Annotated in this window: 9 protein-coding genes; all 9 read right to left on the reverse strand. The window is 37.1% G+C overall.

Going from position 1 to position 15,659, the window contains the following annotated elements:
• Positions 1–2: 2 nt before the first annotated feature.
• The 9 genes from MR054_RS05735 to MR054_RS05775 are packed head-to-tail and all read right to left on the reverse strand — an operon-like array spanning position 3 to position 15,659.
• On the reverse strand, positions 3–1,868 hold the full coding sequence (locus MR054_RS05735) for an alpha,alpha-trehalase (protein ID WP_242156921.1): 1,866 nt from the start codon (positions 1,866–1,868) through the stop codon (positions 3–5).
• On the reverse strand, positions 1,865–3,097 hold the full coding sequence (locus MR054_RS05740; protein WP_242082811.1) for an MFS transporter: 1,233 nt from the start codon (positions 3,095–3,097) through the stop codon (positions 1,865–1,867). Before MR054_RS05740 ends, MR054_RS05735 begins: the two co-directional genes overlap by 4 nt.
• 17 nt (positions 3,098–3,114) lie before the next feature.
• Positions 3,115–4,464, reverse strand: coding sequence for an MFS transporter (locus MR054_RS05745; RefSeq protein ID WP_242156923.1), 1,350 nt, complete (start codon positions 4,462–4,464; stop codon positions 3,115–3,117).
• Positions 4,465–4,510: 46 nt separating this feature from the next.
• Positions 4,511–6,646, reverse strand: a complete 2,136-nt coding sequence (locus MR054_RS05750; protein ID WP_242156924.1) for a glycoside hydrolase family 97 protein — start codon at positions 6,644–6,646, stop codon at positions 4,511–4,513.
• The gene (locus MR054_RS05755; RefSeq protein ID WP_242156925.1) at positions 6,627–8,429 is read right to left on the reverse strand and encodes a glycoside hydrolase family 13 protein; all 1,803 of its coding nucleotides are present in this window, start codon (positions 8,427–8,429) and stop codon (positions 6,627–6,629) included. The genes MR054_RS05750 and MR054_RS05755 overlap by 20 nt, the downstream gene beginning before the upstream one ends.
• 15 nt (positions 8,430–8,444) lie before the next feature.
• Positions 8,445–10,205, reverse strand: a complete 1,761-nt coding sequence (locus MR054_RS05760) for a glycoside hydrolase family 13 protein (RefSeq protein ID WP_242156926.1) — start codon at positions 10,203–10,205, stop codon at positions 8,445–8,447.
• A gap of 2 nt (positions 10,206–10,207) precedes the next feature.
• Positions 10,208–11,116, reverse strand: coding sequence for a GyrI-like domain-containing protein (locus MR054_RS05765; RefSeq protein ID WP_242156927.1), 909 nt, complete (start codon positions 11,114–11,116; stop codon positions 10,208–10,210).
• Between the two features lie 3 nt (positions 11,117–11,119).
• Positions 11,120–12,445: a vanadium-dependent haloperoxidase gene (locus MR054_RS05770; protein ID WP_242156928.1), complete on the reverse strand. Its 1,326-nt coding sequence runs from the start codon at positions 12,443–12,445 to the stop codon at positions 11,120–11,122.
• Entirely contained in the window at positions 12,426–15,659 is a 3,234-nt protein-coding gene (locus MR054_RS05775; protein ID WP_242156929.1) for a VCBS repeat-containing protein, read from the reverse strand. The genes MR054_RS05770 and MR054_RS05775 overlap by 20 nt, the downstream gene beginning before the upstream one ends.

Below are 15,659 nucleotides of genomic sequence, written 5' to 3' on the forward strand. Positions count from 1 at the left end.
AATTAGAATATTAATTCTGGATCGACCAGATCATTTAAATTGTTCAAATAGCTTTTCTTGAGCAATGAAATCCCATATTGAAATGAAGCATTCATCCAACCAAAACCTCCTTTAGGAACATATTCGAAATCTGTTCCTACATTTCCATATTCGGAGTATACCTTCAATGTGGCTTCTACAACATCGTATTTCTCCGGTATGGTTCCATTATAATCTACGGCGTTCCTGGTTATCATATACAACCATCGGTATATTAGTTCTTGAGCCTCATGGTTATAGTCATAATTCAGCAATCCTTTCCAAATCATCATTTGATGTGGAGCCCAACCGTTTGGATAATCCCATTGTCTGTGTGGTCTGGACTCATTAATCTCCCCTCTACTGTCCTTGGTACTTCCTGCGACCCCTCCTTTTTCCTTGAGAAGCGGCAATGCCCTTTCTACAAGACTTTTTGCTTGGCTTTTGCTCGCTATACCACACCATAATGGTGTAAATGTTGTTGCCGAGATAAATTTAGATTGCTCTTTGGTAACATGGTTGTAGTCAACATACAACCCCTTCTCTTCATTCCAACAATACCGATTGATTAGTGATTTGCGGTTTTTTGCCTTTTTCGACCAAAAGTTGCCGGTGTAGGTATTGGAATTTAAGTTTAACTCACCCCCAAATAGATCATTAATAAGATCCGCAAAGTCACTCTCATATTTATATAATAAAACATTGAGTTCAACAAGATTTAAATCCGCACAACATCCTTCAATTCTATAGGAGGTGTCGTGACCGGACTCCCTTACCGTCCTATCATGTAAAAAATAAGTGTCTAAGAAAGGGTTCTCCAATTCGTTGTTTTGATACTTATAAATATATTCTTCTATGGTACACTTTAATTGATCTGCGAATGGTTTTAAAATGGCATCATAGTGCCCTTCCTCAGCCTCAGGAGTAATACCTATGCCTTCTGCTAAATATCTATTTAGACCGTTGTAAGTAAGTCTCTTGCCTTCTGTCATCCAAACGGTTTCATATTCCTTAATGGCCGTCTCCAAGTGACTTTTTAGCCACTCAATATCTTGTGTAACATTGAAAACCTCTCGAATTAGGCTTGTATAAAATGGAGGTTGGGTCCTCGTCAAATAGTACGACCTATTCGCATTTAAGATCTTTCCATAATGCTCAATTTCATATTGAAAATTATCGGCCATTGCTTTCGCTAAATCAACTTTGTTATCGCATATCAATCCAATGGATTCAAAATAACTATCCCATCCATACATTTCGTTGAATCGTCCTCCAGGGACAACGAACGGAACGCCTTGAATTTGATCATGATGATATTTTAATTTTAATGATAAAATACCAGGCGCTTTGTTTAAGGATTTAACGTAATTGGGTGTTATGTTTTTTGGTAACCTTTTCGTTTCAATAGGGTATTTTGTTTCAAGATTCTTATAATATTTATAGGCCATAGCATCATCAAAAGGGACGTAGATGGGCAAATTTTTGGCGGTAAGGGAGGCGTTCTTTGTATCCTGTATCAAATTTTTAATGCCCGATTCATCCATAAATCGTGTCAATTCATTCCAATAATAGGTCTTTATCATTCTAGAAATTCGATGTACCGGTGGTTCTTCAATCTTAGATAATGGAATATTCGCATATTCATTTCCCCCATTTTTTGCAATGGCCAGTTCTTGTAACAAATTTGATAGATAGTAGGTTCCTTTAATCGCATAAGCCTCATGGGTCTCACTATAAAGATCGAACGTTTTAGGCCCCTTATCCTCGATTGAGATTTTTTTATCTCCATTGGTGTCTTCTTGCTCTAATAATTTTTGCAGTGTGGTCTCTATGTGTAGCTTAAAAATCATGATATACTTAAGGCTTTTCGCTTAGACATTTTATCAATAATCAAGACAAAAACAATTAGTAACAGCATTGGTATCAATAGAAAATAAAAGGCATTGGCCCCTCCAACATGCTCGAATAATTCACCAACGATCCTCGAACCCAAAGTCCCTCCCAAAGCTGAAAAAATAATAATCAACCCAGACATAGGTGAATGCAGGTTTTTAGGCAAGGAACTTAATACCGTCGAATTTAATAACGGATAAATGGGTGCAATGAATAGCCCTATTAAAGGCAATACAAAGCCCAATACAGGAACCTCCAAAATACTTTCAATCTGTGTTAAATTATCAACATCGACCTTTAACTTGGGCAACACATATAATATGATTCCACCGGAAATAACAATACAAATTATTACCAAAAGAACCCAGGACATTTTTTTAGTAAGGTACCCCGCCACAAACCTGCCCAAGGCCAAGGACATCGCAAAAATAACGGCCATCCTTACGCTCAACTTTTCTGAAAACAAAAATATTTTTTCATTGAACCTGGGTAACCAGGTCATGATTCCCTGCTCGATCATCACGAACAGAAATGCAGAAATGATAAAAACCAATACCAAAGGGACTATCATTAATTTACCTGAAATAATAAGGTCTTCCTTTAAGCTGGTCCCTATAGCCTCTACTTCATATTCAATTTTTGAAAACAGAAGGAATAAAAACGATAGCACAATTAAGCCGCACAATAGATAATACACATTCAGCCAGGAATCCGTGTTTTCAGAATAGAATAAAGGGAATAGGATATAGGCCAATGCAATTCCCACCATAAAGAAGCCTTCGATTGAACTCATCAGAGAAGAATGCTCTTTTTTTGAATTCGTTACAATCCCTATCAAAGAATATACGGATAACTTTATGAGTGCAAAGCTTATTCCTATAGACAAAAACAAAATTTTAGTATAAAGAAAAGAATTCCCATAAATCATTAATAAACACCCAAAAAACACTATAGCCAAACCACAGAGCATGCTCTTTTTATATCCGAATCTTGGCAGGAAGGAGGCTACGATAAAGGAAACTACGGCAATAGGCAAATCTTTAAAAGCCTCCAATATTGAAGCCTGGGATTCACTCACATGATAAACGTTTATCGATTTTGCTATCACAATCCCCACACTATTCAACAAAATGGCGAAGACGAAATAGTTCAAGAATATTGAAATTTTTATACCGGTATTTTTCATTTAAGAATACAAATTAATTAATGTCCTCCACCTCCAACCAAAATGGCACTATCATTATCATTAGAATTTGGTTGTTTAATGCGTAATGCCAAAATACCGGCTATAATGAAAAACACCCCTCCAAATAGTATAGCATTAACGGCACTGTCATGTAACAGATTTTTCACTATTGGTCCAAAAGTTAATGTTTGGATTCCCATTGGAATAACTATCATCATATTTAATATTCCCATATAAACACCTCGTCTTTCATGGGTTACTACTTTGGACACCATAGAATATGGAATCCCCATCATGGCTGCCCAACCAATACCAAATAATATCATTGGAAAAATAACTAAAAGAGGATCGTGAATGTGTGGAATACTAAGCATGGCTATTCCCGTTAAAAATAAGCTAAACACATATACTTTCTTACCACCAAATTTCAAGGCTAATGGTACCAAAGCCATAGCAAAAATAATTGTGGACACGTTATAAGTGGTATTCATTTTTGCCGCCTGACTCAGTGCTTCTGAAGCATCGAAATTCATACTTTCTCTAAACATAGGAGCTATAAATTGCCAATATACAAACAGGGCATACCATTGAAATAAATAAACAGCCGACAGTTTCCACATTAGTTTTGGCATGTCTTTAATGGCATCTACAATTTCCCTAAAGGGCGTTTTGATACGTTCTAATAAAGGCATGGCATTGTGTTTCCGTATGACTTCATATTCTTCATCGGATGGCGGTATCTCGGGTGTTTTTAAAACCGACCAAAGTATGGTAGAAACCGATAGAAGGGCTCCAATGAAAAATGAATAATATAGCCATTTTGGAATACGCTGAGCGTTGTCAACAACCGCTTCGGCACCACCAAACCAGTCCTGAAAAAGAAATATGGAAGCATTGGCTAACACAATACCGGCGCCCACAAATAGACTTTGCATTTGATATCCAAAACTCAATTGCTTGTTAGGCAGTTTATCCCCGACAAAAGCGCGATACGGTTCCATAGCCATATTGTTCCCAACATCTAAAATCCATAATAATCCCACTGCAAACCATAGTGATGGACTAAAAGGAAAAGCAAATAGGCATAAACTCCCTATTATGGCACCTATTAAAAAAAAGGGTTTCCGCCTACCCCACTTTGGCGACCAGGTTTTATCTGAGATGGCACCGATTATGGGTTGTATGATTAACCCCGTAACAGGACCTGCAAGATTTAATAGTGGTAATTCATCATGATGGGCCCCAAGAAAGGAGAAAATCGGATTAACGGCTGTTTGTTGTAATCCGAAACTGAATTGAATGCCCAGGAATCCCACATTCATATTAAAGATTTGCCAGAAAGAAAGTGCAGGTTTGGTTAGTTTCATATCTACCGTTATTAAGTTAGTTTAAGATGTTCATTGGACTCGTTGTTTACTTTTTCTGAATAATACTTATGGCAAACCCGCCTCCGGATGCTAATGGTATATCCAGAGAAGACGCTTTTGTTAATTCAAGGTTTTCAATCTCATATGCTTCGGGATTCTTATCCCAATGTGCATTTGGTCCGTCTTTATAAATGGTGGCATTATAGGTCTTTCCATCATCAAGAAATTCAAAAGTGAGGGTTTGTATTCTTTCATTCTCATCGGTGATCCCACCCACAAACCAATTTCCGCTTTCACGTTCTTGCCTGGCTATGATTACAAAATCTCCTACTTCGCCATCTAACACTCTCGTTTGTTGCCAATCTACACCTACATCCGTAATGAACTGAAATGCCGGATGTATTTTACCATTAAGCATATAATGTTCGGGTAAATCACAAGCCATTTGAATAGGGCTATAAATTACCACATATAAGGCCAATTGATGTGCCAGAGTGGTATTTATCTGATTGTTCGCTTTGTATTCGTTGAATTTAATATTAAATACCCCTGGGGTAAAATCGATAGGACCGGCCAACATTCTAGTAAATGCAACTGTTGGCAAATGACTTGGTGGATTACCCCCATCTGTAGCCCAGGCATTAAATTCTTGGCCCCTTAAACCCTCTCTTGCTATCGCATTTGGAAATGTTCTACGCTTTCCGGTAGCTTTTATGGGTTCATGGGCATTTACGGCAATTTTCTTCTTGGCGGTCTCCACCAGAACTTTATGGTAGTGATTCACCATCCATTGACCATGATGATATTCCCCTCTGGGAATTATTTTACCGACATATCCTGTTTTCACCGAATTAATTCCATTGGCTTTCATAAAATTATAGGCTTCTTCCATTTGTTTCTCATAGGTAAGTGGGGCTGCTGATGTCTCATGATGCATGATGATTTCGACCCCATGGGCTTTAGCATAATCCCTTACCTCTTCAAAATTATAATCGGCATAAGGCGTCATAAAATCGAATACCCCCTCCCTGTCATTATCAATCCACTTGTCCCATCCGGTATTCCAACCTTCTACAAGTAGACCTTTTATTCCATTTTGGGCTGCAAAGTCAATGTATTTTTTTGCATTTTCCGTAGTTGCTCCATGTCGTGACCCGCCTTCTTTGCCCTCCATCCAAGTGCTCATATCCTGACTGCCTTCCATGTCCCAGGTAGATTTTCCAATATGCATTTCCCACCAAATACCGACATATTTCATAGGGGTGAAATAATCGACCTCACCGATCTGGTTAGGGTCATTCAGGTTGAGTATGAGTTTTGACTCGATTAAATCTCCGGCTTTTTCACCTATTTGAATGGTTCGCCATGGGGTATTAAATGGTAAGGTTAGTTTAGCTTTTCCTCCTAGTCGTTCGGATCCCACCAACTCACTTACCATTCCCAAATTGGCATGATCCACCTTAAGTGTCATCCCAGCGTAATTGGTTAAGTCTGCTTCATGAAAACTTAAGTACAGTCCGGCATCCGTTTTCATGGTTACAGGGGTGTTAACGGCATTTTCCGGAATATAAGTTGCACTCAGGTTAGGATGATTTTGCTTGGAGAGCGCATCAATTTCAGAAAACTTGGTTTCATTGTAAACGTGTTCATAAATATCCCAATCTCCGGGAATCCACCAAACGGTGTGATCCCCTGTTAAATTAAACTGCGTATTCTCATCAGTAATCAAGACTTCCTTCAAATGGTCTTGAGCAGGGAATTCATACCTAAATCCAATTCCATCATCATACACTTTAAAATGAATACTTAACAGCCTTTTTTCCTCTGATTGTTCCTCCAAATTAACTGTTAATTCATTAAAATTATTTCGTACCTCCAATTGCTCACCCCAAGGCATGGTCCAGGTTTCATCGGTACTCCCTATGGTGAAATTGATGACTTTTAAATTATTTTTTAAGGGAGGTAAGTCCTTAAAATCGAAACTCATAAACGATGTATCGATTACAAGGGTCTCCTTATGATGAACCGTATAATAGGGTTGACCAGATTCAGATAAAGCGAATTCCACCAGGATATTGGTGTTTGGGGAATGGACCGTAAAATTCGTTTCGGCTTTTTTGCATCCTATGGTAATAAGTAACAGTATAAATAAAGTACTAAGATTAATTTTTAATGTTTTCATGATATGTATTGTTTTTCTGATAAAGTCGTCCTTCCCATGGGCCTAACTTTAAAGATGTATTATTTAATAACTTATTTTCAACAGCCTGATTTGCAATAACCAGTTGATAATCTGTATATGAGCTGTTCAGTTCGAGGGCATCTTGGCTACTAGACATATTGAGTATTACTAAATAAGTAGCCTTGGCCCCAGTTCTCGTATAAGCAAAAATATTTGGATGCTCCGGTGCTATGTCCTGATAGTCCCCATAAATTAAACCCTCATTATCTTGACGAATATCAAGGAGTTTTCTATAAAAATGAAAAATAGAATTAGGATCTTCTAAATTATCCTTAACATTTATCCTGGTATAGTTCGGATTAATTGCAAGCCAAGACGTATCCCCGGACGTAAAACCGGCTTGATCCTCATCAGACCACTGCATAGGCGTACGCGCGTGATCTCTTCCCGATTGATTCAATTCTTCCAAATAGGTTTCCGGACTAATCCCACTGGCGAGCACTTTAGCATAGTTCCCTTTTATTTCTACATCATCGAACTGGTCAAACGACGCAAATGGGAAATTGGTCATCCCAATCTCATCTCCCTGATATAAAAATGGTGTACCTCTTTGGGTAAGTAAGAGCATGGCAAGCAACTTGGCAGAAGGCTCTCGAAATTCCGGAGAATCGTCTCCAAATTTACTTACTGTTCTTGGATTATCATGGTTCGTTAAAAAAATAGTGGGCCAATTGTAATAGTTTACATCACATTGCTCCTTAACTAATTTTTTAAATTCGGTCAAGGACCAGTCATTTTGATACCAATTGTCCCGTCCTATCCTGGCCACATCAAACCAAAAGGCCAGATCAATTTCTTCATTACGTTCATCGGTCAGTTCCATCGTCATTTCTGGAGTCCCACCGAAGGCCTCTCCCACTGTCATGACATCATAATTAGAAAGGACTTTTTGATTCATTTCCTTTAAAAATTCATGTAATCTTGGACCATAGGCATAGGTGAATTCCGGATGCTGTAGCCCTATGGAATCCATATCTTTGAATCCTTGCTGTTTAGATATTAATGCAATAACATCCATACGGAATCCATCCACTCCCTTATCCAACCAAAACCGCATAAGATCATAAACTTCCTCTCTTAATTTTGGATTTTCCCAATTTAAATCAGGCTGTTTTTTCGCAAAATAATGTAGGTAGTATTCACCGTCCGGACCAGCTTGCTCCCATGCAGAACCTCCAAAAAAAGACGGCCAATTATTTGGTTCTTTCCCATCTTTACCTGATTTCCAGATATAATAATCTCGATAGGGATTATCTTTTGAAGACATGCTTTGTTTAAACCATTCGTGCTCATCGCTGGAATGGTTTACCACAAGATCAATAATTAGTTTAATCCCTCTTTGCTTTAGGCCTGCTAACATCTGGTCAAAATCCGCCATGGTCCCAAATTCCTCCATAACTTTACGATAATCTCTTATATCATATCCATTATCTGCATTGGGAGAATCGAAGTGTGGACTTAACCAAACGACATCCACGCCTAATCTATCTAAGTAATCTAACTTTGAAATTATCCCTTGTATGTCCCCTATTCCATCCCCGTTAGAGTCCTTAAACGACCTTGGATAAATTTGATAAACAACAGCTTCTTTCCACCATGCTTTTTTGGGAAACGCTTTATCTTCCATAATTTTATCAGAATGTATTGTAAAACGATCCTCTTTATCATTGAATTTACAAGACATAATCAAGAAAATAATAATAGACACAAATACAGTTTTCATAATACCCACAACGGCTTATTTTTTCAAATTACAAATAACAGCTTGATAAGGCTTTAAAATTACCGTTTCTCCATTAACCATAAACTCGTTATAATTATTAATCAATAGGTCTCCAATGGTATTAACTATTGGTAATGAAACGTTAGAATCATGGTCTGTAAAATTCAATAAGACCAATACCTTCTTATCCTCAAATGATCGTGTAAAACAGTAGGTTTCGTTATTTGTTTTATCCAATAACTCATAGGCCCCATAAACCAAAATCTCATGATCTTTTCTAAGTTTTACCATTTTTCTAAAATGATTTAAAACACTATTCAGGTCTTTATCCTGGGCCGCAACATTTATGTCCTTATAATTATCGTTTACTCTTTTCCAGGGTATACCGGTTGTAAAACCAGCATTTTTGGAATCGTCCCATTGCATGGGTGTACGCCCGTTTTCACGCGAATTGTAATTGAGCGTTCTCATAAATTCCTCCATGTCTTCTCCGCGCTTCTTAGCCATTCCATATTCTCCCAAAGCAGATACATCTACATATTCTTCAATGGTGGGCATATCAATATTGGTCATTCCCAGTTCATCACCATAGTAGGTATACGTGGTTCCTCTCATACTCATTAAAAATGTATTTAACATTTGCGCAGAAACTCTTCTAAATTCTGGGCTTGGATTACCAAATCGATTAACCAGTCTTGAATTATCGTGATTGGATAAAAATATGGCTAACCAACCCTCCTCGGCAAATTCCTTATCCCATTTGGTAAAGACCTCTTTAAAATCTGCAAGGGTATAACCCTCAGGAGTTCTTGACAGGGTAACATAATCGAAATGATAGGCCATTTGAAGTTCATTCCGATCGGCATCGACTAAATCATGTGCATCTTGAAATGTACTTCCCGATCCTTCCGATACTGCAAAAACATCATAGGGTTCAATCACTTCTTTATACATTTCTTTTAAGTAGTCGTGTAAATGCGGGCCCATGCCGTACCATTTCGCAAAGTTCTTTTCATGTCCCGCTGGAAATTGTGGAAAAGTGGTATCCTTACTTACAAACTGGAACGCATCCATGCGAAAACCGTCTACGCCCTTTTTTGCCCAAAACTTCATAATGTCGTAAACTTCCTGCCGTACTTTTGGATTTTCCCAGTTTAAATCCGGTTGCGCCTCTGCAAAAGTGTGTAAGTAGTACGAATTGTTGGCTTCCACATAATCCCATCCTCCTTCAGGATCGAATAAACTATGTCTATGTGGTGGTTTTCCCTTTTCAGCTGGCCACCAATGATAGTAATCATAATATTTATTGTCTCTGGAACTACAGGCCTGTTTAAACCATTCGTGTTCATTACTACTATGATTCACTACAACATCGAGCACAAATTTTATCCCACGAGACTGCATGCTATCCATCATTTCCTGAAAATCTTCCATAGTGCCGTATCTTGGATGAATCGCCTTATAATTGCTTACATCATAACCATTATCTACCAATGGTGATTCAAAAAACGGATTCATCCAAACCATAGTAATACCCAAACTTTCCAAATAATCTAATTTCTCAATAACCCCTCTAAAATCACCAAAGCCATCACCATTGGAATCGTTAAAACTCTGTGGGTAAATTTGATAGAGAACACCTTCTTTCCACCACTTTTTAAAACTATCTGATTGTGACATTTTCACGGTCGCCACGGAATTATTTCGTGTCTTTTTTTTATCGACGCAACTCATAATTACAATAATGATTAATAGGGTTGGAATTAATTGTTTCATAATTAGTCTGTTTTAATTGGCATGTATATATGAGCTGCCCAATCCAGCTCATTTCCTCCATTGTGAGGATCGTTTAAAAAAATTTCTATGGGGTTAATCTCAATTTGAATATTATTTCTATTGGCATAATCGAGAAGCATAAACCAGCCTCTATCCGATATTCTATAATTGCCATTGAAAACTGTTTTCAGGGCTTTTTTTTCTTCGATAGTTTTAACCTTAATGAGCACAGATTCTGGGTAAGTATTTTGATTCGCAATTGGAAAACAAAAATCGAACGTAATAAAATCTTCATTTAATTCCCAATCTGTAACTTGTAAAAAAGGATCGCCAATTAACTTAATATTATTGTTTCTTAAATAATCCATAACATCAATGGTATGGGCCATCATAAGTTTTGCTTTTTCATTCATTTTACAACTCAAGGTAATGTATGCACAAGTTGTCTCTGGAAAGGTGGCTTCTAAAACTGCGGATAATTTATATTCTGCTTCATGCATTTTAAGTCCTTCCCAAATATGTTTTACCGTTTTAACACTTCGTTTTTCAAAATCTGTCTTGGTAAATGGTCCCTTAATTTTTTGATAAAGACAATGTTCAGCATCCCTTAAAAAGGCGGTTACCTTTGTAATTGAATCCGATGTTCTTTCGATTGACCATTTAATATCAACAATAGAATCTGAAACATGGAGTTCTTGGTTCAATTCTGAAAAAGGAACTTTAGAAATTGTAGAAACTGCTTTTTTATTCATTGGTTCCCAGTTATTCCAACCCACAAGGGAACTGTAAACAATACCCGGTGCTTGATGTGTTTTAAAGGTAACCTTATAATTGTAGTCTTTTATAAAAAAGTACCAGCATAGGCTTGATAAAAACACGGTTATAACACCCGATAATAGAAATTTCTTCATACTTTATTTCATCTTTACTTTTTCTGCAACCAAATGCCCTACTTTTCTTCCTTGTTTAAGTCCCTGTTCTATTGCGGCCCTATAATGAATACCTCCATACAGTCTGCTAATTGCTGCTTCCTCTGCCGCTCTATTAAAAGAGGTAAAGGTTCGTAATGGCAATCCAAAAGCAACCTCAGTATCATCAATAAATGTATAATCATCACCAAAAATCGAAGTAAGAATAGTGGATGCCGAACCCGACACTACCGAATGGCCACTGGTATATTCTGGAAATGGTGGTGTTTGTAAAATGGGCTTCCACTTTTCATCAACATACTGATTGATTAGAGTTTCCGGCCTTATGAGATTGCTCCGATATTTTTCATCCCAGCAACTAATAAATGCCTCAAAAATGCCTATCGAAGTTTTTGTTAATGCATAAACCGTTTCGTTAAAATCCAGGTTTTCATTTTTACAGGCAATTTTGGTAATCCCAATCCAATGGGCACCAGGAGAAATCTTTTTTGTAGCAAACATTAAATGACCTCGAGTAACCGACACAAAAGGGTTACAATCCCAAAACTGGGCAATTTCTATTTCTTCAGAGGTATCACCTCGCTTTGTAATATCTTGGCTTACATTATAAACTTCCATAAGTTCTTTATAAAATGGAGCGTCTTCCTCTAAAGAAAATTTTGGTGGTGGAATGGGCTTAAACTGCGATGCAGAATCTAAAACCATAGTCCGTATTTTCATCCAGTGCGGTTCAATGCCATCCATATAAGCTGGAGGCGTGGGCTGCCACCGTGACGGGTCGTCGGCATCTATATTGAATTTATGCATGGTTCTGGTTTGAATGTAGTTATCCTTGTTCATCCAATCTTTGATGTAACTAACAACCTTTAAACCATAGGCTTCCGATGCTTCGAATTCGCCTTTATTTTTATCCTTCCAAATACCATACAAACTATCTCTAAAATGGATTATCCTATCCTCAGAAAAAATAAGGGTCTTACTTAATTCCATATGGGCTACCAATGCAGAGACCTTTAAGTTTACATTTTGGCTTTCAGCTTTTGGTATTGGTTTTAATCCAGGAAGTTGCCCAGACAAAGATTTATAAGTTTCATTGTTTTGGGCAATAATTTCGAAGGCGGCAATGTTTGGATAAACATAAACCCTGCTGGCCACTGGTGGTGAAAAAACATCATGAATCATAATTTCGGTAACCAGATCGACCGAATCCATAAAATTCCTAGACGTTACTTCAATGGGTTCGTCCTTAGTATTACAGCTTTGCACTAATACAATTCCCAAAAGTATTAAACTAGTCTTTTTTAATTTCATAAATTTGAACATCATCGTTATGTATTACAGCTATTAAGTATTGTTTATTATTAAAAGTTATGGTTTCAAGTTTGGTGATTGCTTTGTTAAAAAAATCGAGACCTAACGTATTTCCTAATTCGATATTATTTTGGTCTGAAATAAGTGCGCCTAAAAAGCCATCAAACCGGCCATGGTAAGGTTTTACCCCAAAATAATTTCCAGCACAAAGCACACGATCCTTTCCCGATAAATTGATTTTAACAAAACAATTTATCGGCGCAACCTGTAGCTGATTCCCGAAGGGTTGAAAAATAAACCGACCATCATTATTCTTTAATACACCTGAAGCCAAGGTATGTACTTCGAAAACTTTGGCATCATTTAAAACCGAGCTATCAAAAACCTGATCAATTGGTCTACCTGCGAAATCTTTGTAAACCGTAAACTTCTTTTTGGTAAGGCTGACAAGCTGTGAACTTAATTCGTCCAAACCTTCAAGCGTATAATACTTTCCGTCCTTTTCGGTAGCCAGCAACGTTTCTGTTTTTGAATTTTTATCGAAATCGGCATAATACATGAGCATGGGATATTCTTCTGATGCTTTAAACTTTGTATTTGTTCCCCAATTCCCAAGAATATAATCCAAATCACCATCTTTATCCACATCGAATGGAATGATGGCTCGCCATAACCCATTTAAAGGGCTAGACGAATAAGTACTTGTTTTATTAACAAACTCCCCGTTATTATTTTCAAAAAACATGGGGGACATCCACTCTCCGACCACTATTAAATCGATTTGATTGTCATTGTTAAAATCGGTCCAAGTGGCATCTCTCACCATGCCTAAATTCCCTAACGATTTTTTACTGAACGAACCAGCATCATTTTGCAACATGTAACTTTCAGGTATATTTCCAAAATCATTGGAGATACTTGCATTTCCAACAAACACATCCAAATCGCCATCACCATCAAAATCCGCAGCTTTAATTATAGCTGTGTCTTCATAGCCTTCTTGGACATCTAAAACTTCCAAACCTGTTACTGAAAAAGTATATAAAGTGTTTTGAAGTTCTTCTGATTTTCCAAAAAATTCACCACCTCCAGCAGCCACAAACAAATCATTTTTATTGTCATTATTGAAATCTGAAATAATGGCCGAGCTTTCCTCAACAATGGCGCTATTTTTCAAAAGCCTATCTTCATACTTCAGAAATCCATTGTCATTTTGAATGTATATTTCAGACGGCACATGTTTGCCATTCCCAAAAAACACATCATCTTTTCCATCGTTATTAATATCTCCTATGGCTACTGCGGGACCTCTATCAGAAATTTGGTAAGGAATTAATTTGTTGCGATTGGAATCGATATAATTATTATCGGTATGTTTAAAAAAGATACCTAATTTGTCTCCAACTTTTGTAAAAACTTGATGTTTGAGAGTATCCTCAAAATTATATTCATACGGTTTTGCGTTTTCATAAGAAACCTCCACTGTTTGATTTGTACTTATATTTTTTAAGGTTTGAAAGGTTCTATTGGGCCAGATTACTTTTATAGAATCTATAGTTTTTAAGCTATCCAAGCCAAAATGTAAAATGGGTTGTGAAGAAGACTGAAACCCTCTTTGCAGGAACAACTCTTTGGATTGTACGCCTCCTTGATTATACAGCTTAACCTTTGTGCCAATACCAAAGCGGTTTTTTCCCAAATAGTTAAATTGAAGCTTTAAAAAGTTCTTTTTGGAATTGGTATTATTGATGTAAATTGTTGCTGGCTCATCAATGTTATTGGTCACCAAATCTAAATCGCCATCCTTATCCAAATCGGCATAAGCTGAACCTGTAGAGTATGATGGGTTTTGAGTAACCCAAGTATCGGTTTGGTTATTGAATCTTAAATCGGTGCTTCCTTGATAAAAGCCGTTTTTCAACTTCCCATCAGGCATATAATCTAGTGCTTCCTTGTCAATTAAATTAGTAGTTTCAATTTTCTTTTTAACCTGGCTATTTGATATGTATTTAATATAGTCTAAATCGTTTGGGCGCTTGGGAATACCATTGGCAATAAAAATATCCTGATTTCCATCCTGGTCATAATCTGCAATTAAAGCGCTCCAACTCCAATCGGTGGCCGCTATATTACTTAAGAATCCTGTTTCTGTAAAACTGCTAGCACCTTGATTTACCTGAACCATATTTCTGGCATATTGGTAATAGTAGCCAAATTGTTTAGTGCGCAAGTTTTGCAGCTGGATGTTATCATCACCTGCCGATGATTTTAAGACCTTTTCGTCCTCAGGAAGCATGTCTAAGGTTACCAAATCGGTAAATCCATCATTATTGATATCGCCAGCATCGTTACCCATTGAAAATTTGCTAACATGCCCAAAATAATCCTTTAAAGATTCGGAGAAAGTTCCATCACCATTGTTCAAATAATAATAATCGTCTTCATGAAAATCGTTGCTCACATAAATATCCGGATAGCCATCTTGGTTAAAATCCGATATGGCTAATCCCAATCCGTACCCATTTGCTCCACCAAAAATGCCAGCACTTTCACTTACATCAACAAACTTATTATTATTGTTTCTTAAAAGTTTATCTCCACTTTCATAAGTTCTGTTGTTCCTTATGCTTGCTTTACCAAAAGACTCTTCGGTATGTATGGCGTGATTAAGCAAATACACATCCAAATCGCCATCTAAATCATAATCAAAAAAGGCGGCTGAAGAGCTGTAATTGTCAAAATCCAATCCATATTCATGGCCTTTCTCCGAAAATGTCAAATCCCCATTATTAACGTATAGTTCATTCATTCCCATAAACCCATTGGTCCCAACAACGGCACACACATAAATATCCAACAAGCCATCTCCATTTACATCTGCCATTGACACACCTGTGCTCCAATCACTTTTTCCTGCAACATTGGCGCTTTCTGTAATATCCTCAAACTTCAAATTCCCTTTGTTTAAATAAAGTTTGTTTTGGTTTTGATTTGAGGTGAAAAAAATATCTGGAAGTTCATCGTTATTTATATCACCAATAGCCACACCTCCGCCATTATAATAATACAGGTAATCCAAAATATTTTGACCAACCGTATCTCTAAGTTTGTTGTTAAAATTAATCCCCGAATCTTCTGGCGACAAAACTGTAAATAGCTTTTCAGGTTCTTTTTTGCAACTAAAAAGAATCATTAGAACTAGAATATATGGCAT

This window comes from Aestuariivivens sediminis, from assembly GCF_022662105.1.
Classification (GTDB): domain Bacteria; phylum Bacteroidota; class Bacteroidia; order Flavobacteriales; family Flavobacteriaceae; genus Aestuariivivens; species Aestuariivivens sediminis.